The following is a 21,106-nucleotide window of genomic DNA, read 5'->3' as shown; positions in this document are numbered from 1 at the left end:
CACCGCCCCAGGCAAGGCGCCAAAAGGCGGCGCCTTGCGAAAACACTTCGCCAACAACCTTGATGGGGCCAAAAGCCTCGATAGGCTCAGGCCTGGGGCACCGATGCCGCAGGTGGCATTGGCGGCTTGGGCGAGGGCTGAGGGGGCGGGTTTTCCGCCGTGCTCAGCGCCATGACCGTGCCCAGCGCCTCGGTCATGGTCGTGGGCACCAGGATGGTGGCGCCGCGATCCTTGTTCATATCGTAGATCAGCCCCATCTGCCGGATCTGCAACGCCACCGGGTTTTCCTGGTAGATTTGCGCGGCGTCGACGATCTGCTGGGCGATGGCGATCTCAGCGCTCGCCAAGGTCACGCGCGCCTGTTTCTCCTTTTCCGCCTGGGCGTTGCGGCTCATCGCGTCGTTCAGCTCCGGCGGGATCTTCACATCCCGGATTTCCACGGTGATGTCGCCAATGCCCCAGCCATCGGATTTGCGGCGAATGAGCGCCTGTAGCTTTTCATCCATCGCCTCGCGGTTGGAGAGAATATCCGTCAGCGTGGTGGCGGAGATCACCTCGCGCAGAGAGGTCTGCGCCACCTGGGCGATCATGTTCTGGTAATCCGTCAGTTCCGTGGCGGCGCGCTTCACATCCGTCACGCGCCAGAACAGGATCGAATCCATGGTGACGGACACGGCATCGGCGGTGAGCGTATCCTCGGCGGAGATGCGCGTGCTCTGGCGCCGCGTATCCACCACCGCATATACCGTCTCGATGGCCGGGATCAGGAAATACAGCCCCGGACCCCGCACCCCCGCGAAACGCCCCAGCCGCAGCACCACCGCGCGCTCCCACTCCGCCGCCGTGCGCAAGGTCAGCGCCAGCACCACGCCCACAATGACGATGACCACGCCGATTTCATGGAAGGGCAGCGCATAGCCAACCACCGCCCCCGCGATGATGACGAGCACGGCGATGAGGGTCACGGCACTATTCATGTCAGCCTCCTGTTCTGCGGCCAGAATAGCAGATGCCCCAACTGACCGCGACTCGGATATGTTGCTAGTCTGTTCACATGGACAACGCCAACCTGCTTTCCGCCCTTTCCCTGTTCGCCGCACTCGGCGCGCTGGGATTCGCTTTGTTTGCCTGGCGCGCGGCGGCGGGCGGGCCGCAAAGGCTGAAGCTGGAGCTGGACAAAATTCTGGCGGGCAACCGGGCCGAGGCGGAATTCACCCGCGCCGCGCTGAACGCCATGGAGGGACGGCTGAGTGGCGCGATCCAGACCGGCACCACGGACGCGCTCTCCAAATCCTTCGAACAGATTTCCGCCGCCACCCAGAACGTGGCCGCCACGGTGGAGGGCCTGCGCCGCCAGGCCGCCGAGGACGCGCAAAAGAGCGCCAGCGTGCTGGAAACCCGCCTGACGGAAATGCAGGCCGCCAGCACCGCGGCCCTGACCCGCGCCTTCGAGCAGATGCAGACCACCACCCAGGGCATCACCGCCACCTTGGACAGGCTGCGCCAGCAAGCCTCGGAAGATGCGCGGAAAACCAGTGAAATGCTGGCAACCCGCCTCACCGCCATCCAGACCAGCGTGAACGAGAAGCTGCATGAGGCGGTGGAACAGCAAATGAACGCGTCCTTCTCTCGGGTGCTGGAGCAATTCGCCCAGGTGCAGCAGGCGATGGGGGAGGTGCAGTCCGCCGCCAAGCAGGTGGGGGATCTGAAGCGCCTCTTCTCCAACGTGAAGACCCGCGGCGGCTGGGGCGAGGCGCAGTTGGCCGCCTTGCTGGAGCAGAGCCTTCCCCCCGGCGCCTTCCAGCGGAATTTCGCGCTGAAGGATACATCGCGCGAGCGGGTGGATTTCGCGCTGCGCATGCCCTCGCGCGAGCTGGTCTGGCTGCCGATCGACGCGAAATTTCCCACCGAGGATTACGACCGGCTGTTGCAGGCCGCCGAGGGGGCCGACGCCGAGGCCGAACGCGCGGCGCGCGACGGTCTGGCCGCCCGGGTCCGGGGCGAGGCGCGCAAGATCCGCGAAAAATACATCTGCCCGCCGGAGACGGTGGATTTCGCGGTGCTGTATCTACCCAGCGACGGGCTGTTCGCCGAGGTGGCGCGCATTCCCGGCCTCATCGACGATGTGCGAGCAAGGGAGCATGTGATCGTTCTCGGCCCCTCCTTGCTGCCGGCCATGCTGCAAACCATCCATCTCGGCCATGTGACGCTGGATCTGGAAAAGCGCGCCGGCGAGATCGGCCAGATTCTCGGCGCCACCAAGACCGAGATGGTGAAGATGGACGACGCCCTGGCGAAGCTCGCGCAGAATGCCAGCACGATGAGCAATAATATCGAGAAGGCCCGCACCCGCACCCGGGTCATGAGCCGGGTGCTGAAGACCGTGGAGATCGTGGAGGGCGACAGCGCCCAGGCGCTGCTGGGCCTGGCGGACGAAGCGCAGGATTGATCCCGCCCGCCGCCCGCGCCAAGCTCAGGCCATGAGCATCCCATTCCACGCCATCACCGCCGAAACCCCGACCCCCGACAAGCTGGCCGCCTGCTACGCGGCGCTGAACGCCAGGCTGGATGAGGGCGATATGTCCCGGGCGGTGGCGGAGTGGGAGCAGACCCGCCGCGCGGTGGAGCAATGGAGCGCGCTGACCCATCTGCGATTCGAGCAGGACACGCAAGACGAGGCCCGCAAGGCGGCGCAGGATTACCGGGACGAGTTGGCCCCCACCATCACCAACCACGAAACCAGCTTCAAGACCCGCCTGCTCGCCCATTCCAACCGCGATGCCGTGGCGCGCACCGCCGGTGCCCACGCCCTGCGCCTGTGGGAAACCGACATCACCACCTTCTCCCCCGAGATCGAGAACGACCTGCAAGCGGAATCCAAGCTGCAATCGCGTTATGTGGCGCTGCTGGCCTCGGCGCGCATCGAGATCGGCGGCAAGACCGTCAACCTCTCCGGCCTCGCCCCCTATCAGCAGAGCCCCGACCGGCGGATCCGCCATCAGGCGGAACAGGCGCGCTGGCATTTTTTCAGCGCCAATGCGGCGGCATTCGATGAGATATACGATTCCCTGGTGAAGCTGCGCACCCGGATGGCGCGCAAGCTGGGCTTTGGGAGCTTTACCGGCCTTGGCTACCGGCGCATGCGCCGGATGGATTACGGCCCCGCCGATGTCGCCGCCTATCGTGAGCAGGTGCGGCTGCATGTCACGCCCCTGGTGCAGCGCTTCCATGAACGCCGGCGTGAGCAGGAGGGCTGGGACAGGCTGCATGCCTGGGACGAGCCGATGGTGGACGCGCAAGGCAATGTGGAACCGGCTGGCGATGAAAGCTTTCTGCGCGCCCAGGCCCAGGGCATGTTCGAGGCGATGAATGGCGACCTCGCCGCTTTTTACCAGGACATGAACGAGAACGGCTTTCTGGACCTCGATAACCGGCCGGCCAAGGCGCCGGGCGGGTTCTGTACCTCTTTCCCCAGTGCCGGCATGCCTTTCATCTTCGCCAATTTCAACGGCACGCATCACGATATCGACGTCTTCACCCATGAGATGGGCCATGCGTTCCAGAATTACCGGTCCCGTCACCTGGCCAGCTTCGATTATCTCTGGCCGACCTATGAATCCGCCGAGATTCATTCGATGAGCCTGGAACATCTCGCCTATCCGCATATCGCCCGCATGGTGGGCGAGGAAAACGCGGCGCGCTACCGGCGGATGCACCTGATTCAATCCATCGCGTTTCTCCCTTATGGCGTCTGTGTCGATCACTTCCAGCATGAGGTCTACGCCAACCCGGACGCCACGCCGGCCGAGCGCCACGCGATGTGGAAAAAGCTGGAAGCGCTTTACATGCCCTGGCGGAACTGGGGAGATCTGGCCTACCCCGCGCGAGGCGGGCGCTGGCAGGCGCAGGGGCATATTTACAGCGCGCCCTTTTATTATATCGACTACACGCTGGCGGAATGCTGCGCCTTGCAATTCTGGGTGAAATCCCGGGAGGATTACGCCAAGGCACTGCGCGATTACGTGGCCCTGTGCGGGCTGGGCGGCTCCAAGCCGTTTCTGGGGCTGGTGCAAGCGGCGGGGCTGACCTCGCCCTTCCAGCCCGGCGTTCTGGAAGGGGCGGTGAAGGCCGCGCGGACCGTGCTGGGGCTTTAAACAGCCGCCCGTAAAAGCCCAGCCTTGCCACGCGGCATGGTTAGGCGCAGAACAAAACCATGCTGCGCCGCCTCCTGCTCCTCAGCCCATTGGCCCTTGCCGCCTGCCATCATGATTTCTCCAAGCAGGACGTGGATGTCCGCGGGCTGATCCCGCCGCTTTCCTTCACCATGCAGGATGTGGAAACCGGCAAGGCCGTCACCGCGGCGGATTTCCGCGGCTCCATCGTGCTGCTTTATTTCGGCTACACGAACTGCCCGGATGTCTGCCCCACCACCTTGTACAATATGCAGCGTGTGCAGAAAGCCATGGGCAAGGCGGCGGACAAGGTAAAGATCCTCTTCGTCACCGTGGACCCTGACCGGGACACGCCACAGGTTCTCTCGCAATACGCGGCCTTGTTCGGCACCAATGTGGTGGGGCTGCGCGGCACGCCCGACCAGCTTTACGCGCTGGCGCGGCGTTACCGGGTGGTGTTCTCCGTGGTCAAGAAACCGGTTTATACCGTCACCCACTCGGCGGCGGTTTATGTCTTCAATGCCGAGGGCAAGCCGCAATTCATCATCGCCGGGCTCAGCACGCAACAGCCCGACATCGAGGGCATCGCCAGCGATCTGCGTTTCGTCGCGAAGGAATGAGCCGGGCCGCGTGCTCCCGCGTCAAGGACAAACAGCCCCGCCCCTGCTAAACAGGGCGCATGGCGCATGCGAATCAGGAAGAACATTGGCGCGGCATCAGCCTCTGGATGTCGCAGGTTGAACAACCCGTCACCCCACGGCCCGCCCTGGCGGGGACTATCACCGCCGACATCGCCATCATCGGCGCCGGCTATACCGGGCTCTGGACCGCCTATTACCTGAAAACACTGGCACCGGCGCTGAACATCGCCGTGCTGGAAGCGCAAACCGCCGGTTTTGGCGCTTCCGGGCGCAATGGCGGCTGGGTGATGGGGGCCCTGCTGGGAGAAGACCGGCTTGTCGGCCATCTATCTGAGCCCAGGCGGCGCGAAAGCTGGGCGCTGCTGCACGCCATCCCGGACGAGGTGGGCCGCGTGACCCGCGCGGAAGGCATTTCCTGCGATTTCCGCAAGGGCGGCACGCTCTATTGCGCGGCGCGTTATCGCGAGCAGGAACACAGGCTGCGCCGCTGGCTGAAGGAGATGCATGCCGAAGGCCAGACCGAAGCCGACGCATGCTGGCTCACCCCCGCCGCGTTGACGCAGGAGCTGCGCATTCCCGGCGCCCTGGGCGCCATCCATACCCCGCATTGCGCCACCGTTCAGCCCGCCAGGCTGGCGCGCGGCTTGGCCGCCACGGTGGAGCGGCTGGGGGTGAGGATCTATGAGCAAAGCCCGGTGACCGGGTGGCGACCTGGCGAAATCCACACCGCCCAGGGAAGCGTGAAGGCGGATTGGGTGGTGCCCGCCGTGGAAGGCTATGCCGCCACCTTGCCGCCCCTCAATGAGCAAGAGCTGGGCGATTACCAATTGCCGGTCCAGAGCCTGCTGATCGCCACCGAGCCCCTGCCGGAGGATGTATGGGCCGGGATCGGGCTCTCACGCGGGCAGAGCTTCAGCGAATTCAGCCGCCAGGTGACCTATGGCCAGCGCACGGCGGATAACCGCCTCGCCTTCGGGGCGCGGGGCGGCTACCGGTTCGGCGGAAAATTGCGGACGGATTTTACCCTCACCGAATCCGAGGAGGGGCTGCGCCGCTATCTGCTGGGTGAAATCTTTCCGCAATTGAAGGATGTGAGGATCACCCATCGCTGGGGCGGAAATCTCGGCATGTCCCGCCGGTTTCAGCCGCATATGCTGCTGGATTCGAAAAACCGCATCGCGCTCTCCGGCGGATATGGCGGGGAAGGTGTGGGGGCCTCCAATCTTGGCGGGCGCACGCTGGCGGACCTGATCCTGGGGCGCGAGAGCGTGGAGACAAGCCAGCCCTGGGTGATCAAGGACCAGACCATGCGCCAGGCCCTGCGCCGGTGGGAGCCGGAACCGCTGCGCTGGCTAGGCTATAACGCCATCATCGCCAGCTTCGTGCATGAGGATCAGGTGCTGGCCAACCCACGCGCCGCCGCTTGGCGGCGGCGGCTGGCGCAGGCCTTGGCCGAACGCATGGAAGGGCTGATGCAAGGCTGAAAGGCCCCAACGGGCTATTTGCGCAATGCCATCTTGATCGGCCCGTGGGCGCGGCCATGGGTGAATTGCTCCACCACCGGGTCCTTGGTGGTGAGCAGTTCGCTGGCGGGGCCGGTCCAGGTGATCTTGCCTTCATAAAGCATGGCGGCCTTGTCGCCGATGCGCTGGGCCGAGGCCATGTCATGGGTAATGGCGATGGAGGTGCTGCCAAGCTTCTTCACGCAATCCACGATCAGCTCGTCGATCACCGCGCCCATGATCGGGTCCAGCCCGGTGGTCGGCTCATCGAAGAACATGATTTCCGGGCGCGCGGCGATCGCACGGGCAAGACCCACGCGCTTCTGCATCCCGCCCGACAGTTCGGAGGGCGAAAGCCCCGCCACATCCGCCCCCAGCCCCACCTGGGCCAGAATCTCCACCGCCTCGTCGCGCGCCTTGCCACGGCTGACCTTTTTCTGCGCCAGCAGACCGAAGGCGACATTTTCCCAGACCGGCAGGGAATCGAACAGGGCGCCGTTCTGGAACAGCATGCCGATCCGCTGACGCAAGGCCCGTGCCTGGCGAGCGGGGGCTGTCAGCACATCCACCCCGTCGATCTCGATACGGCCCGCATCGGGCGTGACCAGTCCCAGAATGGATTTCAGCAGCACGGATTTACCCGTGCCCGAGCCGCCGATGACGACCATGCCGGTGCCGGTCTCGACATCGAGATCGATGCCATCCAGCACTTTTTTCGGGCCAAAATGCTTCTTCAGGCCCCGGATGCGGATTTTCAGCTCACTCATTTGACGAACAGCACCTGGGTGAGAACATAATCCAGCGCCAGGATGAGAATGGAGGCCGAAACCACCGCCGAGGTGGTGGCCGCCCCCACGCCCTGCGCGCCCCCGCGCGAGCGATAGCCGTTGAAGCAGCCCATCAGCGCGATCACAAAGCCGAACACCGCCGCCTTGATGAGGCCGGAGACCACATCCTCGGTCTGCAGATTGGAAAAGGTGCTGGTCAGATAGCCGCCGGAGGAAAAGCCAAGCTTGTACACCCCCACCAGATACCCGCCCATCACCCCCAGAATATCCGCCAGCAGCACCAGCAGCGGCAAAGCCAGGGTGCCCGCCAGCAGCCGGGGAGCCACCAGATATTTCATCGGATCGGTGGAAAGGGTGGACAGCGCGTCGATCTGGTCGGTCACCCGCATGGTGCCAAGCTCGGCGGCCATGGCGGCCCCGGCGCGGCCGGAAACCATCAGCCCCGCCAGCACCGGCCCAAGCTCACGCGTGACGGAGAGCACCACCACCGAGGCGATGGCGCTTTCCGCCCCGAAGCGGGAAAACCCCGTGTAGGATTGCAGGGCCAGCACCATGCCGGTGAAGAGCGCGGTGAGCGCCACCACCGGCAGGGAGAAATAACCGATCTCCATGAAAGCCCGGCCGATCTGGCGCGGATACCAAGGCGGGGTGAGGATGTGGCGCAGACCGGAAACGGCGAAAATCCCCAGCTCTCCGATATATTCCACCAGCCCCAGCACACCCGCGCCGAGCCAGGCCACCAGATCCAGCAGCAGCTTCATGCGCCGAGATAACGCCGCTGATAGCGGCGCCCCAGGGAGGTCAGGATTTCATAGCCGATCGTCTCGGCTTCCTGGCCCAGCTCATCCGCGCCATGGCGGGCATCGAGCAGAACCAGCATGTCGCCGGGATTGGCCGGCACGTCGGTGACATCGAAGGTGGCGAGATCCATCGAGACACGGCCTACCAGGGGAACAGGGGTATCGTCAAAATAGGCGGTGGCGCGGTTGGAGAGGGTGCGGTGCAGCCCATCCGCGTAGCCGACCCCCACCGTGGCGATCCGGCTGGGCCGCCCGGCGCGCCAAACGCCGCTATAGCCCACGCTCACCCCTTCGGGAATGTCGTGGATCTGCAGGATCGGCGCGCTCAGCTTCACCACCGGCTGCATCTTGCGCGGTTGCGCCGGGCTGGTGTTGAGCCCGTAAAGCGCCGCGCCGGGGCGGATGAGGTCGAGATGGAATTGCGGCCCCAGAAAAATCCCCGGCGATGCCGCGATGCTGCGCCGGGCGCCGGGAAACTGCGCCGCCTTGGCCAGGAAATCCTGAAGCTGACGCTGGCTGCGCTCATCCTCCGGCGTGTCGGCGGCCAGCAGATGGGTGATCACCGTATCAACGGCGATCCCTTCCAGCAGCGTCGCGTCCTCGCGCAGCGTCTCCAGCTCGCGCGCCGTCAGGGCCAGCCGGTTCATGCCGGTTTCCAGATGCAGGAAGGCGGGCAACACCCGCTCCAGCCCGCGCGCCGCGGCCCGCCAGAGCGCCAACTCCTTCAAGGACCCCAGAACCGGCGTGATGTCATGCGCGAGGAAATCCGCCGCGGCATGGGGCGCCAGCCCGTTCAGCGCCAGGATCCGCGCATCCGGCACAACCTCGCGCAGGGCCACGGCCTCGGCCAGATGCGCGGTGAAGAAGGTTCCACACCCCGCCCTGGCCAGAACCGGCCCCACCCGGGCCGCGCCCAGGCCATAGGCATCGGCCTTGACCACGGCGGCGGTCTCACTCTTGGCGAACGCGCCCAGCAGGCGCCAATTCTCGGCAATGGCGCCGAGATCAATATCAAGAAGCGCTGTCAAAACGTCACATCACTCATGCATGGTGTCCAAATCGGCGAAGCGGGTGAACTCGCCCTCGAAAAACAGATCGATCTTGCCCGTCGGGCCATGGCGTTGCTTGGCGATGATCAGCTCCGCCTTCTGATAAACGGATTGCATGTCCGCTTTCCATTTTTCCATGGCCTCCTGATATTTGTCATCCCGCTCGAAGCTGGTGATCTTTGGTTCGCGCTGGGCCAGGTAATATTCGTCGCGATAGACGAACATCACCATGTCGGCATCCTGCTCGATCGAACCCGATTCACGAAGATCGGAAAGCTGCGGGCGCTTGTCGTCGCGGGATTCGACGGAACGGGAAAGCTGGGACAGCGCGATGACCGGCACCGCCAGCTCCTTGGCGATGGCCTTCAACCCCTGGGTGATCTGGCTGATCTCCAGCACGCGGCTTTCCGGCCTGGTGCCCAGGGCCGGACGCATGAGCTGGAGATAATCCACGATGATCAGCCCCAGCCCCTGGGTACGCTGCAAGCGGCGGCAGCGCGTGCGCAGGGCGGAGAGGGTGATGGCGGGCGTATCGTCGATCACCAGCGGAATATCCGCGATCTCACGGCTCACCCGCACGAAGGTGTCGAAATCCCTGGTGGAGATCTCACCGCGGCGGATCTTGTCTCCTGAAACGCGCGCCTCCTCGGCCAGAAGACGGGTGGCGAGCTGGTCCGCGCTCATTTCCAGGGAAAAGATGGCGACGCATTCCTTGGCCATGGCGTTGGGGTTTTCCACCCGCGCATTGGCCAGCATCGCCTTGGCCGCGCCGAAGGCGACCTTGGTGGCCAGGGCCGTCTTGCCCATGCCCGGACGCCCGGCGAGAATCACGAGGTCCGATTTATGCAGGCCGCCGGTGCGTTTATTGAGGTCGCGCAGCCCCGTATCCAGGCCGGAAACCGAGCCCTGGTTGCGAAACGCCTTCTCGGCCATGTCGATCGCGACGATCAGCGCGTCGTGAAAGGAAATTCCCTTGCCCTCGCTGCCGCCCTTGGTGGCGAGATTGAACAGCGCCTGCTCGGATTTTTCGATCTGCGCGCCGCCATCCACCCCGGCTTCCCCGCCATAGGCGTCGTTGACCATCACCTCGCCGATGTCGATGAGCTGGCGGCGCAGCCAGGCATCGTGGATCAGCCGGCCATAATCCCCGGCATTGATGATGCCGACCATGGCGGAGAGAAGCTGCGCCAGATAGGCGGTGCCGCCCACCTCCTCCAGCACGCCGGAATGCTCAAGCTCGGCGCGCAGCGTGATGGGGTCGGCCACCTGGTTCTGCTCGCACCGCCGGGCGATGGCCTGATAGATGCGGCCATGGATGGGATCGGCGAAATGCTCGGCCTCCAGAAAGTCGGAAACCCGCTCATAGGCCTTGTTATTGGCGAGCAGCGCGCCCAGAAGCGCCTGCTCGGCCTGGGTGTTGCTGGGGGGAAGCCGCTGGGAAAAACCCTGGCCCGGTGGGTCTATGGAGTCCATGCCGCCGCTTCTTACCCCAATTTCCGCCCCCGCTGCCAGGGCATGGATCATGGATACCGGCATGCGGAGCGGTGTATATCGGGGAAAATCAGGAGAGACAGCATCATGACCACGGCGGCAAAGCGGCGATTCGATCCGGCGCGCATGTTCCACCCGGCCTCGATCTGCCTGAGCGGCAGCCTGACGCCGCTCGGCCATAAGGTGCTGACCCATCTGCGCGCGGCCGGGTTTGGCGGCGCCATCGGCACGGCCGAACACGCCCCGGTGGAGAATGCCGACCTCGCCCTGGTGGCGGACGATGCGCCGGACATTCCCGCCGCGCTGGCCGCCCACGCGGCGCGCGGGGCGCGCGGGGCCATGGTGCTCTCCTACATGCAGGGGCCAGGCCTGCGCGAGGCCGCGCAGGCGGCGGGCATCCGCGTGCTGGGGCCGCATAGTTTCGGCATGGTGCTGCCGGGCATCGGGCTCAATGCCAGCCCCTTTCCCCTGAGCCCGGGCAAGGGCCGCGTGGCGCTGGTGGGGCAGTCCTCCTCCATCGCCCGCACGGTCATCGACTGGGCGGCCCCCAACGGGGTCGGGTTCAGCCATCTCATCGGCATTGGCGGCAACGACGCCACCATCGGCTTCGGGCTGGTGCTGGACCATCTGGGGCGCGACCCGGGCACGGCGGCGATCATGGTGGAGATCGACCGGCTGCGCGACCCGCGCGCCTTTTTCTCCGCCGCGCGCATGGCGGCGCGCTTGCGCCCGGTGGTGGCCATCGCGCCAGGGCTGCGCCTGCGCGATCCGTCCGGCGGCGCCTATGCGGCCATGGAGGCGGCCCTCGCCCGCTCGGGCGTGCTGCTCACCGCCTCGGTCAGCGAGTTCCTGGCCGCCGCGGAGACCCTCACCCGCGTCAAGCCCGCGCGCAATGAGCGTCTGGCCATCGTCACCAACTCCGTCTCACTGGGGCGCATGGCCGCGGACGAGGTGCTGCGCGCCGGGCTGCAACTGGCCACGCTCTCCGCAGAAACCGCGCAGGTGCTCAGCCTGACCGCCGACAAGCCCCCGCCGCAAACCGGACCGATTTTCGCGGGAAAGCGCAGCTCCACCGCCCTGGCGGACATCGCCGCCCTGCTCTCCTCCGCGCCGGAAATCGGCGGAATTCTGGTCATCCACGCCCCCTCCGGCGGCGATGACGGCGCCGCCATCGCCGCACTGACCGCCTGCGCCAAGACCGTGAAGATCCCGCTGCTGATCGCCGCCATGGGCGAAGAGACCGGCCTCGCCCACCGCCATACGCTGAGCCAAGCCAGGCTGGCCTGTTTCGACAGCCCGGAGGCCGCCATCACCGGCTTTCGCCATCTGCTGGAAAACCGCCGCAACCGCGCCCAGGCGCGGGAGCTGCCCAGCAGCGCGGTGCTGAGCGTGGAACCCAACAGCGCCAGCGTGGCCGGGCGGATCGAGGCCGCGCGCGCCGAGGGGCGGGACAGGCTGGTGCAGGACGAGGCGCTGGCCATCATCGGCGCCTACCATATCCCGACCCTGGAGAGCCGCCACGTCTCCACCCCCGCCGAGGCCGCCGCCGCCGCCGCCATGCTCGGCTTTCCGGCCGTGCTGAAACTCTCCCACCCGGACGTGCCGACCCATCGGCTCGCCGGTTCGGTGGTGCTGAACCTGCCGGATCCGGACTCCGTGCTGGGGGCCGCGCGGAACATCCTGGCCCGGGCCCGGCAATTGGGCGCCGACCCCGACAAGGCGGGATTCGTGGTGCAGGCCCAGGCGCCACACGGCACCATGCTGCGCATCCGGGTGAGCGACGATGCGATGCTGGGGCCGGTGATCGGGCTGGGCGAAGGCGGCGGCGACCCGGAAGACGTCTCCCGGCTCACCGCCGGGCTGCCGCCGCTGAACCTGCCCCTGGCCCATGCGCTCATCCACCGCTCCAGCGTCGCCCGGTATCTGGCCGCGCATCGCGGCCAGGCGGCGGCGGACGAGGACGCCATCGCCGCCACGCTGGTACGGGTGAGCCAGCTCGTCATCGACACGCCGGAAATCCTGGCCCTGGACATAGACCCGCTCTTTGCCTCGGCCACCGGCGTCTCGGCCGCCAGCGCGCGGGTCTGGCTGCGCCCGGAAGACAGCCCGCGCGCCCCCTTGGTGATCCCGCCCTATCCGGACGAGCTGACCCGCCATTATGCCGCGCGCGGGCAGAATTTTCTGCTGCGCCCCATCCGTCCGGAAGACGCGGACGCCCACGCGGCCATGCTGTCGCGCTTCACCCAGGAGGATATGCGCTACCGCTTCTTCTCGCCGATGAAGCAATTGCCCAGCGAACAGATCGTCCGCCTGGCGGATGTGGATTACACGCGGGAGATGGCGATCATCGCCGTGCATGAAGCCACGGGCGAGACAGCGGGCGTGGCCCGGCTGGTCCGCAACGACACCGATGGCGCCAGCGCCGAGTTCGCCGTGGCGGTGGATCCCGGCTTCAAGAAATTCGGTCTCGGCACGGCGTTGATGCATGGCGTGATCGATTGGGGCCGGCGGCAAGGGGTCAAGGAGATCACCGGCCAGATTCTGGCCGATAACGCGCCGATGCTGGCCTTCATCAAGCGGCTGGGCTTCACCCTGACCCGCATGGCCGACGAGCCGGACATCATGGAGGCGGTGCTGGAACCATGAGCCGCAACCCTCCCTTGCGTGAAATTCACCGCCAATCCCCACGGAACCCTTGAAATCCGCCGCCCACCGTGCTTAAGCCGCGCCTTCCCTGCCGGGTGCGTGGCATCGTGCCCGGCTATGCTCGCCCCAATCCCGGGTGGTCCAGACCAGGACCGGAGCTGATCCAGCCATAGGGGGGACATATGCCGCTTTATGAAACCGTGATGATCGCGCGTAGCGAGATCACCCAGGCTCAGGCCGACGCCGTCGCCGACGCCGCCACCGCCACCATCGAAACCGACGGCGGCGCCGTCAAGAAGCGCGAATATTGGGGCCTGCGCCCGCTCGCGTACCGCATCAAGAAGAACCGCAAGGGTCATTATATCCTGCTGGGTCTGGATGCGCCCTCCGCCGCCGTGCAGGAGATGGAGCGCCAGCTCACCCTGCATGAGGACGTGCTGCGCTTCATGACCGTGCGCGTCGAGGACATCAACGAGGAACCCTCCGCGATCCTCTCCCGCAAGTCCGAGGAGCGCGACCGCAATTTCCGTGGTCCGAAGCCCGCCGGGCGCTTCGATTCGGGCCGCAAGCGCGGCTTCGATGAGCGTGAGGAATTCCGCGCGCGCGATGAGTTCCGCGCCGACCGTGACGACTACAGCGCCGAGGAGGATGCCTGATGTCCGAGACCAACGAACCCACCACCGGTCTGCGCCGCCCCGCTGTCGGCGCCCGCCGTCCTTTCTTCCGCCGGAAGAAATCCTGCCCGTTTTCCGGCCCTGGCGCGCCGGCGATCGACTACAAGGACGTGCGGCTGCTGTCGCGCTTCCTGTCCGAGCGCGGCAAGATCGTTCCCTCCCGCATCACCGCCGTGTCCGGCAAGAAGCAGCGCGAGCTGGCCAAGGCCATCAAGCGCGCCCGCTTCCTGGCGCTGCTCCCCTATGTGCTGAACTGAGAGGAGCGGAACAATGGCAAACGTTGAACTGATCCTGCTCCAGCGCGTCGAAAAGCTGGGCCAGATGGGCGAGCTGGTGAAGGTGAAGCCGGGCTATGCCCGCAACTACCTGCTGCCGCAGGCCAAGGCCGTGCGCGCCACCAAGGCGAACAAGGAACGCTTCGAACGCGAGCGCTCCCAGCTTGAGGCGCAGAATCTGAAGCGCCGCGAGGAAGCCGAGCGCGTGGCCGAGCGCGTGGCCGGCCTGACCGTCACCCTGATCCGTCAGGCCTCCGAGGCCGGCGCGCTTTATGGTTCCGTCTCCAGCCGCGACATCGCCGAGGCCGCGACCGCCGGTGGCCTGACCATCGACCGCAACCAGGTGCTGCTGGTTCACCCGATCAAGACGCTGGGCATTTCCGCCGTGCGCGTCGAGCTGCACCCGGAAGTGCATATCGAGATCAAGGTGAATGCCGCCCGCTCCCAGGAAGAAGCGGAGAAGCAGGCCCGTGGCGAGACCATCGCCCCGGAAGAGGACGAAAAGCCCGAACTCGGGCCGCTTTTCGGCCAGGAAGAGGAAGAGCCGGCGGCCTGACCGGCACCCGACTCCGTCAAGACCCAAGGCTCCCGCGAAATTCGCGGGGGCCTTTTTTCTTGCATGACTACTTTTGCCAGTGGTTAATTACCAGTTATGTTCGGTCTTAAGACAAGGAGACTGACGTGATCTGGCTGTATCGAAAGATTCTGGATCGCTGCCTGGTCAAGCTAGTGCGGCGTGGAACATTCCTGGTGTTGTGGCCCGATGGGTCGCAAAGCGAATATGGCACACCTCCAGGATTTAAGGGCGGCATCCACATCAAGGATGACGCGACGGTTAAAAGACTGGCGCTCAACCCCGGCCTCGCCCTCGGCGAAGCCTATATGGACGAGACCCTGACCCCGGTGAACGGGACCATCCACGATGTGTTATGCGTGCTGATGGATAACCAGAACGACATTAACCTCCCCATTCTCACCATCGCGGAAACCGGCCGCAAATGGCTTCGCCCGATTCTTCAGGCCAACAACGCCATCCGCTCCAAGAGCAATGTCGCCCATCATTACGACCTGAACGGGCGGCTTTATTCCCTGTTTCTGGACCGCGACCGGCAATATAGCTGCGCCTATTTCACCTCCGACGATGTCACGCTGGAAGACGCGCAGCTCGCCAAGAAGCGCCATATCGCGGCCAAGCTGAAGCTGGACCGGCCCGGCCTGGAGGTGCTGGACATTGGCTGCGGCTGGGGCGGCATGGCACTGACCCTGGCCAAGGAGTTCGGCGCCAAGGTCACCGGCATCACCCTGTCCGAGGAGCAGCTCGCCGCCGCGCGCGCGCGCGCCAAGGAGGAAGGGCTGGAGGAGCGGGTGAATTTCGAGCTGATGGATTACCGGGCCATGCACCGGCAGTTCGACCGCATCGTTTCGGTGGGCATGTTCGAGCATGTCGGCGCGCCGAATTATGAAACTTTTTTCAGAACCGTGAAATCCTGCCTGAAGCCGGACGGTGTGGCGCTGATTCACTCCATCGGGCGGTTCGACGGGCCGGGGGCGACCAATCCCTGGATCACGAAATATATCTTCCCCGGCGGCTATTCCCCGGCCATGTCGGAAGTTCTGGCCGCGGTGGAGAAGACCGGGCTGCGCACCGCCGACATCGAGGTACTGCGGTTGCATTACGCCAAGACGCTGGCCCATTGGCGCCGGCGCTTCAACGCCAACCGGGACACCATCGCCTCCATCTACGATGAGCGCTTCTGCCGGATGTTCGAGTTCTATCTCTCCGGTTCGGAGCTGGCCTTCCGCCTTTCCGACCATATGAACTTTCAGATCCAGCTCGTGCGCCAGCAGGACGCGCTGCCGCTGACGCGCGATTATATCTTCGAGGCCGAGCGCCGGACCGCGCAATTTGCCTCCGCCGGGGAATGACGGCTAACAGGGGATCATGAAGCTCCCCTTCGCGCGGCCCAAAATCCCGGTTGTCCAGCTGCGCGGCATCATCGCCGCGCGGCCGGGCATGCTGAATCTGGAAGGCTGCGCCCCGGCCCTGGCGCGCGGCTTCGCCCTGGCCAAAAAGAGCCGCAAGCTGGTTCTGGCCATTGAAAGCCCCGGCGGTTCGGCCACGCAATCGGACCTGATCGGCCAGCGGATTCGCCGCAAGGCGGAAGCCGAAAAGATCGAAGTCACCGCCGTGATCGGCGATCTCGGCGCTTCAGGCGGCTACTGGCTGGCCTGCGCGGCGGATCGCATCTATGCCAGCCGCCTGTCCATCGTCGGCTCCATCGGGGTGGTGACGGAAGGGTTCGGCTTCAGCGAGTTCATCGCCCGGCACGGTATCGAGCGGCGCACCCTCACCGCGGGCGCACATAAACGCCGGAACGACATGTTCGCCCCCCGCCAGCCCGAGGACACGGCCTTCACCCAGGATTTGCTGGATGAGGTCCATGAGATGTTCAAGGATTGGGTGCGCGCGCGGCGCGGCGCGAAGCTGACCCAGGATGAATCGCAGATATTCGATGGCGGCTTCATGCTGGGCGAACGCGCCAAAACGCTGGGGCTGATCGACGGGTTCGCCGATGTCGAACAGGTGGTGAGGGAGTTGGGCGGTGAAAAGGCGAAGCCGGTCTGGCTGCGCCCCCGCCCGCCGCGCGGGCTGATGCGGCTGATCCTGCGCAATACCGTGGAAGCCGCCCTGGATGTGGCCGAGGAACGCGCCGCGACTCCAATATTGAGATAAATCGCATGCCTGAAACCAAAATGCTCACGGCGCGCCGCGCCCTGCCCGCCGACGCGCCCTTGTTCCTGCAAATGTGCCGGGATTTTCATATCGAGGACGGCTCCCCGCTGGACGAGGCGGGAGAGGCCACCATCGCCCATGTCTGCCGGGGCGAGCCGCTGGCGCCGGCCTTCCTGCTGGAATATGGCGGCGCGCCGGCCGGGTTTTTCCTGCTGACGCTGGGCTACAGCGTGGAAAATGGCGGCACGGACGGGTTCATAGACGATATTTATCTGCTGCCGCCCCTGCGCGGCCAGGGGCTGGGGCACAAGGCGGTGCAGCTCGCCATCGAAGCCGCGCGGGAGGTTGGAATCCGTGCCCTGCTGCTGGAGGTGGAGGCCCCGAATGAACGGGCCTATCATCTTTATTTGAAAATGGGGTTCGAGGACACCAAGCGCCGCCTGCTGCGCCAAGTGATCGCGGAGGAGTAAGCGGCGGCTTCGGACCAACGGCTCGCCGCCCCGCGCAAACGCGCGCCAGAGCCGTGAGCGGATGCCGGTTCAGCGCCAGACGGTCAGGCAGGCGATCGACAGCAGGATGAAAATCGCCGCCGCCACGTTCCAGAACAGGAATTTGGTGAACGCCCCCCAGCCTTTCCTGGCCGGAGCGTCGAAATCGATCGTGAAATCCGCCTGCGGCGCGGCACGGTCCGGCTGGGTTTGCATGGTGGTTCCCCCGTCCTCTTATGCCCGACGCTAAAACCAGCCCAGGCGGGTGGGCAAGTGGATTTTGCCGGCCCGCCGGCTCAGCCCACGGCCGCGCCGCCGCCTTGCAGCCGGAGCGCGAGCACGGCCAGCATGGCGGGATAGAGCTTATGCTCCTGTTCCAGCACACGGGCGGCCAGCATCTCCTCCGTGTCGTTGGGCAGCACCGGCACGCGGGCCTGGCCGAGAACAGGGCCCTCATCCATGCCTTCCGTCACCAGATGCACGGTGCAGCCATGCTCGGCCTCGCCCGCCCGAAGGGCGCGCTCATGCGTGTCCAGCCCCGGAAATTTCGGCAGCAGGCTGGGATGGATGTTGAGCATCCGCCCAGCCCAGCCCCCGACCAGCCAAGGGGTCAGCAGGCGCAAATAGCCGGCGAGACAAACGATTTGCACATTCCGCGCGCGCAGCGCCGCGTCGATGGCGCGCTCATGCGCCTCGCGGTCCTTGCCGAACGGCTTGGCCGGCACGGCGATGGCCTCGACCCCCAGCCCGCGCGCGATCTCCAGCCCCACCGCATCCGGCTTGTTGGAGAGCACCAGCACCACCTCCGCCGGGTAATCCGGCGCCTGGGCGGCCCGCACCAGCGCCTCCATATTGGAGCCCCGGCCGGAAATGAGAATCGCGACCCGCGTTTTCATTGGGCGAAGAGCTTGTCCTGACCCTCGACCACGAGCCCCTCTTGCGCCGTGACCTGGCCCAGCGGGAAGGGCTGCTCGCCCGCCGCGCGCAGCACCTCGGCGGCCTTGTCCGCGTCGGTGACGATCAACGTCATGCCAACACCACAATTGAACACGCGCAGCATCTCCTCCGCCGCCACATGCGCGGTGCGGGCCAGGAAGGGGAAGATCTCCGGCATCGCCCAGGGACCGTTCAGCCTGGCGCCGCAGCCTGGCGGCAGGGCGCGGGGCAGATTGCCGGGCAACCCGCCGCCGGTGATGTGCGCCGCCCCCTTGAGCAGCCCGGCTTTGTGCAGGGCCAGCATCGGCTTCACATAGATGCGGGTGGGGGTGGTGAGGAGATCGGCGGCGCGGCCGCCGAGAATCCGCGAGTCCCAGTCCAGCCCGGCATCCTTGAAGATCCGCCGGACCAGCGAGAAACCGTTGGAATGCACCCCCGAGGAGGGCAGCGCCAGAATCGCATCGCCCGGCCGCACATTGGCGGGCAACAGGGCGCCGCGCTCGGCGGCCCCCACGGAAAAGCCCGCGAGGTCGTAGTCGCCATGCGCGTACATGCCGGGCATTTCCGCCGTCTCGCCGCCCACCAGCGCGCAATCGGCCTGTTTGCAGCCTTCGGCGATGCCGGCGATGATCCGCTTGGCGGATTCGACATCCAGCGCGCCGGTGGCGAAATAATCCAGGAAGAAGAGCGGCGCGGCCCCCTGCACCACCAGATCGTTCACGCACATCGCCACCAGATCGATGCCGACATAGTCGTGGATGCCGGTTTCGATGGCGATTTTCAGCTTGGTGCCCACGCCATCGGTGGTGGAAACCAGCACCGGATCGGCAAAGCCCGCCGCCTTCAGATCGAACAAGGCGCCAAAACCGCCCAGCCCGCCCATGACCCCGGCGCGGTTCGTGGCCTTGGCCAGCGGCTTGATGGCGTCCACCAGCGCGTCACCCGCCTCAATATCCACCCCGGCATCCCGGTATGTCACGCTAGTCATGTCAGCCTCCGATGCGCTAAGCCAGCGCCATGGCGCTGCTTCAAATTTCCCGCGAAATCCCGCCGCCTTTCAACACAGGCAGGCGGGCCGCGCAATCTTCCGAGAGGGGCTGATGGGCGAAAACAACGCCGATATGCGGCGGTATCTGCGTGTGCAATGGCAACGCCTGGCCCTGCTGGCCGCCGTGCTGCTGTTGCTCTGGCTCAGCTTCCGGCTTTTCTCCTCCATCCTGATGCCCTTCGTGGTCGCGGCGGGGCTGGCCTATTTCCTGGACCCGATGGTGGTGCGGATGGAACGGATGGGCATCCGCCGCACCTTTGGCACGCTGCTGGTGCTGCTGGCCTTCGGGGTGGCGGTGATCCTGTTCATCCTGCTGCTCTATCCGGTGATCGCGGCACAGGCGGCGGCCTTCATCACCAATCTGCCCACCTATATCCAGACCATCCAGGCGGATTTCGCCAAGATGATGCAGGATGTGCAGCACCGCCTGCCCTATAGCCTGCGCATCAAGCTTCAGGACCTGGCCTCCAACCAGGCGGGCACGCTGGTCTCCTATGCCGGCAAGGCGGCGTCAAACATCATCGGCAGCGGTTTCGCGGTGGTGAACGTCCTGACCCTGCTGGTGGTGACGCCGATCGTGACCTTCTATTTCCTGCGGGACTGGCCGACGATCATCCGCCATGTGGATAATTGGCTGCCCCGGCCTTATGAGGGGCTGATCCGCGCCCAGGCGGTGGAGGTCAACAAAATCCTTTCCGCCTGGATTCGCGGCCAGGCCATTTGCTGCCTGGCGCTGGCGGCCATCTACGCCATCGGCCTCACCATCATCGGGCTGGATCTCGGGCTGATCGTGGGGCTCACCGCCGGCATCCTGTCCTTCATCCCCTATGTCGGCACGGTACTGGGCGGGGTGGCGGCCATTCTGCTCTCGCTCAGCCAGGATCAGGGCTGGCATGGCGTGATCGCGGTGCTGATCGTCTTTTCCATCGGCCAAGGGCTCAATGATTACATCATCCAGCCGCGTTTCCTGGGCGACAGGGTGGGGCTTTCCGCCGTATGGGTCATTTTCGCCCTGTTCGCGGGCGGGGCGGCGTTCGGGTTTCTGGGCATCATGCTGGCCGTTCCGGTCACCGCCACCTTGGGCGTGATCTCACGCTTCTGGCTGCGCCGCTATATGCAATCCCCGCTTTATCTCGACGCGCCGCCCGAATGAGGCAACTCACCCTTCCCTTTCTGGAGCTGACCCAGCTCTACACCGAAGACGATTTCTGTCCCGCCCCGTCCAACGCGGCGGCGCGGGAATGGCTGGCCCGGCCGGAAGCCTGGAGCAATGGCCGGCTGGTGCTCTGGGGCGAAGCCGGGTGCGGCAAGACACATTTGCTGCATGTCTGGGCGCGGGCGCATGGGGCGCGCATCCTCGAGGGCACGGGTCTGCGCGGGCTGGTCCGCCCGGAAGGCCCCGTGGCGGTGGACGACGCCGATCTGGTCCCCGAGCCCACGGCGCTGCTGCATCTGCTCAACGCCGCCGCCGAGGCCGGGGCGCCAGCACTGCTCGCCTCGCGCCAGCCGCCGATCCGCATGGGCTATAAGTTGGCGGACCTGACCAGCCGGTTGCGCGCTTCCGCCAGCATCGAGATCCGCGCCCCGGAGGATGAGCTGCTGGAAGCCCTGCTCACCCGCCTGGCGGCGGCCCGCCAGCTCAGCCTGCCGCTGCCCGCGCGCAACCTGCTGCTGCTGCATCTCCCCCGCGCCCCGGGCCATTACCGCGAGGCCGTGGCGCGGCTGGACCGGCTGGCGATGGACCGGGGCGCGCGCATCACCCGCGCCATGGCGATGGAAGTTCTGGCGGATATGGACGCGGAAGAGTAACATTTTATCTAACGATAACATGCCAACGCCCAAGAGCCCGCTATAACCGAGAT

Annotated in this window: 21 protein-coding genes; 13 read left to right on the top strand and 8 right to left on the bottom strand. The window is 65.9% G+C overall.

What is annotated here, in order from left to right; all coding sequences use genetic code 11:
* Positions 1-86 precede the first annotated feature (86 nt).
* Positions 87-977 carry an SPFH domain-containing protein gene (locus tag AB7D48_RS05300; RefSeq protein WP_427976285.1) on the bottom strand — a complete coding sequence of 297 codons (891 nt, stop codon included), beginning with the start codon at positions 975-977 and terminating at the stop codon, positions 87-89.
* Between the two features lie 77 nt (positions 978-1,054).
* Between AB7D48_RS05300 and AB7D48_RS05295 the strand changes: the two genes are divergently transcribed.
* The 4 genes from AB7D48_RS05295 to AB7D48_RS05280 are packed head-to-tail and all read left to right on the top strand — an operon-like array spanning position 1,055 to position 6,297.
* Positions 1,055-2,449, top strand: a complete 1,395-nt coding sequence (locus AB7D48_RS05295; RefSeq protein WP_427976284.1) for a DNA recombination protein RmuC — start codon at positions 1,055-1,057, stop codon at positions 2,447-2,449.
* 31 nt (positions 2,450-2,480) lie between these two features.
* Complete coding sequence (locus AB7D48_RS05290; protein ID WP_427976283.1) at positions 2,481-4,154, top strand: M3 family oligoendopeptidase; 1,674 nt, start codon at positions 2,481-2,483, stop codon at positions 4,152-4,154.
* 59 nt (positions 4,155-4,213) lie between these two features.
* Complete coding sequence (locus AB7D48_RS05285) at positions 4,214-4,792, top strand: SCO family protein (protein WP_427976282.1); 579 nt, start codon at positions 4,214-4,216, stop codon at positions 4,790-4,792.
* 59 nt (positions 4,793-4,851) lie between these two features.
* Entirely contained in the window at positions 4,852-6,297 is a 1,446-nt protein-coding gene (locus tag AB7D48_RS05280; protein ID WP_427976281.1) for an NAD(P)/FAD-dependent oxidoreductase, read from the top strand.
* Between the two features lie 14 nt (positions 6,298-6,311).
* Here AB7D48_RS05280 and AB7D48_RS05275 read toward each other — a convergent pair whose 3' ends face one another.
* From AB7D48_RS05275 to AB7D48_RS05260, 4 genes are read right to left on the bottom strand one after another with little or no spacing between them, the layout of a single operon-like run.
* Positions 6,312-7,082 carry an ABC transporter ATP-binding protein gene (locus AB7D48_RS05275; protein ID WP_427976280.1) on the bottom strand — a complete coding sequence of 257 codons (771 nt, stop codon included), beginning with the start codon at positions 7,080-7,082 and terminating at the stop codon, positions 6,312-6,314.
* Positions 7,079-7,864 (bottom strand): MlaE family ABC transporter permease, encoded by a 786-nt coding sequence (locus tag AB7D48_RS05270; protein ID WP_427976279.1) that lies wholly within the window; start codon positions 7,862-7,864, stop codon positions 7,079-7,081. The genes AB7D48_RS05275 and AB7D48_RS05270 overlap by 4 nt, the downstream gene beginning before the upstream one ends.
* On the bottom strand, positions 7,861-8,931 hold the full coding sequence (alr, locus tag AB7D48_RS05265) for an alanine racemase (RefSeq protein WP_427976278.1): 1,071 nt from the start codon (positions 8,929-8,931) through the stop codon (positions 7,861-7,863). Before alr ends, AB7D48_RS05270 begins: the two co-directional genes overlap by 4 nt.
* Positions 8,932-8,940: 9 nt before the next feature.
* A complete protein-coding gene (locus tag AB7D48_RS05260; protein ID WP_427976338.1) occupies positions 8,941-10,425 on the bottom strand; it encodes a replicative DNA helicase in 1,485 nt (494 codons plus the stop codon).
* Between the two features lie 105 nt (positions 10,426-10,530).
* Here AB7D48_RS05260 and AB7D48_RS05255 point away from each other — a divergent pair, with 105 nt between their 5' ends.
* The 7 genes from AB7D48_RS05255 to AB7D48_RS05225 all read left to right on the top strand — a co-directional run bounded on the left by AB7D48_RS05255 (position 10,531) and on the right by AB7D48_RS05225 (position 17,242).
* Positions 10,531-13,089 (top strand): GNAT family N-acetyltransferase, encoded by a 2,559-nt coding sequence (locus AB7D48_RS05255; protein ID WP_427976277.1) that lies wholly within the window; start codon positions 10,531-10,533, stop codon positions 13,087-13,089.
* 182 nt (positions 13,090-13,271) lie between these two features.
* Complete coding sequence (gene rpsF, locus AB7D48_RS05250; RefSeq protein WP_427976276.1) at positions 13,272-13,745, top strand: 30S ribosomal protein S6; 474 nt, start codon at positions 13,272-13,274, stop codon at positions 13,743-13,745.
* On the top strand, positions 13,745-14,020 hold the full coding sequence (gene rpsR / locus AB7D48_RS05245) for a 30S ribosomal protein S18 (RefSeq protein WP_427976275.1): 276 nt from the start codon (positions 13,745-13,747) through the stop codon (positions 14,018-14,020). Before rpsF ends, rpsR begins: the two co-directional genes overlap by 1 nt.
* A 13-nt stretch (positions 14,021-14,033) precedes the next feature.
* On the top strand, positions 14,034-14,594 hold the full coding sequence (gene rplI, locus AB7D48_RS05240) for a 50S ribosomal protein L9 (protein WP_427976274.1): 561 nt from the start codon (positions 14,034-14,036) through the stop codon (positions 14,592-14,594).
* Positions 14,595-14,719: 125 nt separating this feature from the next.
* Complete coding sequence (locus AB7D48_RS05235; RefSeq protein ID WP_427976273.1) at positions 14,720-15,964, top strand: class I SAM-dependent methyltransferase; 1,245 nt, start codon at positions 14,720-14,722, stop codon at positions 15,962-15,964.
* Positions 15,965-15,980: 16 nt separating this feature from the next.
* Positions 15,981-16,772: a S49 family peptidase gene (locus tag AB7D48_RS05230; protein WP_427976272.1), complete on the top strand. Its 792-nt coding sequence runs from the start codon at positions 15,981-15,983 to the stop codon at positions 16,770-16,772.
* Between the two features lie 5 nt (positions 16,773-16,777).
* The gene (locus tag AB7D48_RS05225) at positions 16,778-17,242 is read left to right on the top strand and encodes a GNAT family N-acetyltransferase (RefSeq protein WP_427976271.1); all 465 of its coding nucleotides are present in this window, start codon (positions 16,778-16,780) and stop codon (positions 17,240-17,242) included.
* A 69-nt stretch (positions 17,243-17,311) separates the two neighbouring features.
* Here AB7D48_RS05225 and AB7D48_RS05220 read toward each other — a convergent pair whose 3' ends face one another.
* From AB7D48_RS05220 to purM, 3 genes are all read right to left on the bottom strand, one after another.
* Positions 17,312-17,476 (bottom strand): hypothetical protein, encoded by a 165-nt coding sequence (locus AB7D48_RS05220; protein WP_427976270.1) that lies wholly within the window; start codon positions 17,474-17,476, stop codon positions 17,312-17,314.
* A gap of 80 nt (positions 17,477-17,556) precedes the next feature.
* On the bottom strand, positions 17,557-18,156 hold the full coding sequence (purN, locus tag AB7D48_RS05215) for a phosphoribosylglycinamide formyltransferase (protein ID WP_427976269.1): 600 nt from the start codon (positions 18,154-18,156) through the stop codon (positions 17,557-17,559).
* Positions 18,153-19,184 (bottom strand): phosphoribosylformylglycinamidine cyclo-ligase, encoded by a 1,032-nt coding sequence (gene purM / locus AB7D48_RS05210; RefSeq protein ID WP_427976268.1) that lies wholly within the window; start codon positions 19,182-19,184, stop codon positions 18,153-18,155. The genes purN and purM overlap by 4 nt, the downstream gene beginning before the upstream one ends.
* A 112-nt stretch (positions 19,185-19,296) precedes the next feature.
* Between purM and AB7D48_RS05205 the strand changes: the two genes are divergently transcribed.
* Positions 19,297-20,397, top strand: coding sequence for an AI-2E family transporter (locus AB7D48_RS05205; RefSeq protein ID WP_427976267.1), 1,101 nt, complete (start codon positions 19,297-19,299; stop codon positions 20,395-20,397).
* Positions 20,394-21,053 carry a hypothetical protein gene (locus tag AB7D48_RS05200; RefSeq protein WP_427976266.1) on the top strand — a complete coding sequence of 220 codons (660 nt, stop codon included), beginning with the start codon at positions 20,394-20,396 and terminating at the stop codon, positions 21,051-21,053. The genes AB7D48_RS05205 and AB7D48_RS05200 overlap by 4 nt, the downstream gene beginning before the upstream one ends.
* Positions 21,054-21,106 lie beyond the last annotated feature (53 nt).

Origin of the sequence: Acidocella sp. (assembly GCF_050253495.1) — a bacterium.
In the GTDB taxonomy this organism is placed as follows: Bacteria; Pseudomonadota; Alphaproteobacteria; order Acetobacterales; family Acetobacteraceae; genus Acidocella.
This window is presented reverse-complemented; position numbering and strand designations above follow the sequence as displayed.

Excerpts from the sequence above, each read along its gene's own strand:
- AB7D48_RS05300 (WP_427976285.1), bottom strand. The coding sequence starts at position 977 with ATGAATAGTGCCGTGACCCTCATCGCCGTGCTCGTCATCATCGCGGGG.
- AB7D48_RS05295 (WP_427976284.1), top strand. The coding sequence starts at position 1,055 with ATGGACAACGCCAACCTGCTTTCCGCCCTTTCCCTGTTCGCCGCACTC.
- AB7D48_RS05290 (WP_427976283.1), top strand. The coding sequence starts at position 2,481 with ATGAGCATCCCATTCCACGCCATCACCGCCGAAACCCCGACCCCCGAC.
- AB7D48_RS05285 (WP_427976282.1), top strand. The coding sequence starts at position 4,214 with ATGCTGCGCCGCCTCCTGCTCCTCAGCCCATTGGCCCTTGCCGCCTGC.
- AB7D48_RS05280 (WP_427976281.1), top strand. The coding sequence starts at position 4,852 with ATGGCGCATGCGAATCAGGAAGAACATTGGCGCGGCATCAGCCTCTGG.
- AB7D48_RS05275 (WP_427976280.1), bottom strand. The coding sequence starts at position 7,082 with ATGAGTGAGCTGAAAATCCGCATCCGGGGCCTGAAGAAGCATTTTGGC.
- AB7D48_RS05270 (WP_427976279.1), bottom strand. The coding sequence starts at position 7,864 with ATGAAGCTGCTGCTGGATCTGGTGGCCTGGCTCGGCGCGGGTGTGCTG.
- AB7D48_RS05260 (WP_427976338.1), bottom strand. The coding sequence starts at position 10,425 with ATGGACTCCATAGACCCACCGGGCCAGGGTTTTTCCCAGCGGCTTCCC.
- AB7D48_RS05255 (WP_427976277.1), top strand. The coding sequence starts at position 10,531 with ATGACCACGGCGGCAAAGCGGCGATTCGATCCGGCGCGCATGTTCCAC.
- rpsF (WP_427976276.1), top strand. The coding sequence starts at position 13,272 with ATGCCGCTTTATGAAACCGTGATGATCGCGCGTAGCGAGATCACCCAG.
- rpsR (WP_427976275.1), top strand. The coding sequence starts at position 13,745 with ATGTCCGAGACCAACGAACCCACCACCGGTCTGCGCCGCCCCGCTGTC.
- rplI (WP_427976274.1), top strand. The coding sequence starts at position 14,034 with ATGGCAAACGTTGAACTGATCCTGCTCCAGCGCGTCGAAAAGCTGGGC.
- AB7D48_RS05230 (WP_427976272.1), top strand. The coding sequence starts at position 15,981 with ATGAAGCTCCCCTTCGCGCGGCCCAAAATCCCGGTTGTCCAGCTGCGC.
- AB7D48_RS05225 (WP_427976271.1), top strand. The coding sequence starts at position 16,778 with ATGCCTGAAACCAAAATGCTCACGGCGCGCCGCGCCCTGCCCGCCGAC.
- AB7D48_RS05220 (WP_427976270.1), bottom strand. The coding sequence starts at position 17,476 with ATGCAAACCCAGCCGGACCGTGCCGCGCCGCAGGCGGATTTCACGATC.
- purN (WP_427976269.1), bottom strand. The coding sequence starts at position 18,156 with ATGAAAACGCGGGTCGCGATTCTCATTTCCGGCCGGGGCTCCAATATG.
- purM (WP_427976268.1), bottom strand. The coding sequence starts at position 19,184 with ATGACTAGCGTGACATACCGGGATGCCGGGGTGGATATTGAGGCGGGT.
- AB7D48_RS05205 (WP_427976267.1), top strand. The coding sequence starts at position 19,297 with ATGGGCGAAAACAACGCCGATATGCGGCGGTATCTGCGTGTGCAATGG.
- AB7D48_RS05200 (WP_427976266.1), top strand. The coding sequence starts at position 20,394 with ATGAGGCAACTCACCCTTCCCTTTCTGGAGCTGACCCAGCTCTACACC.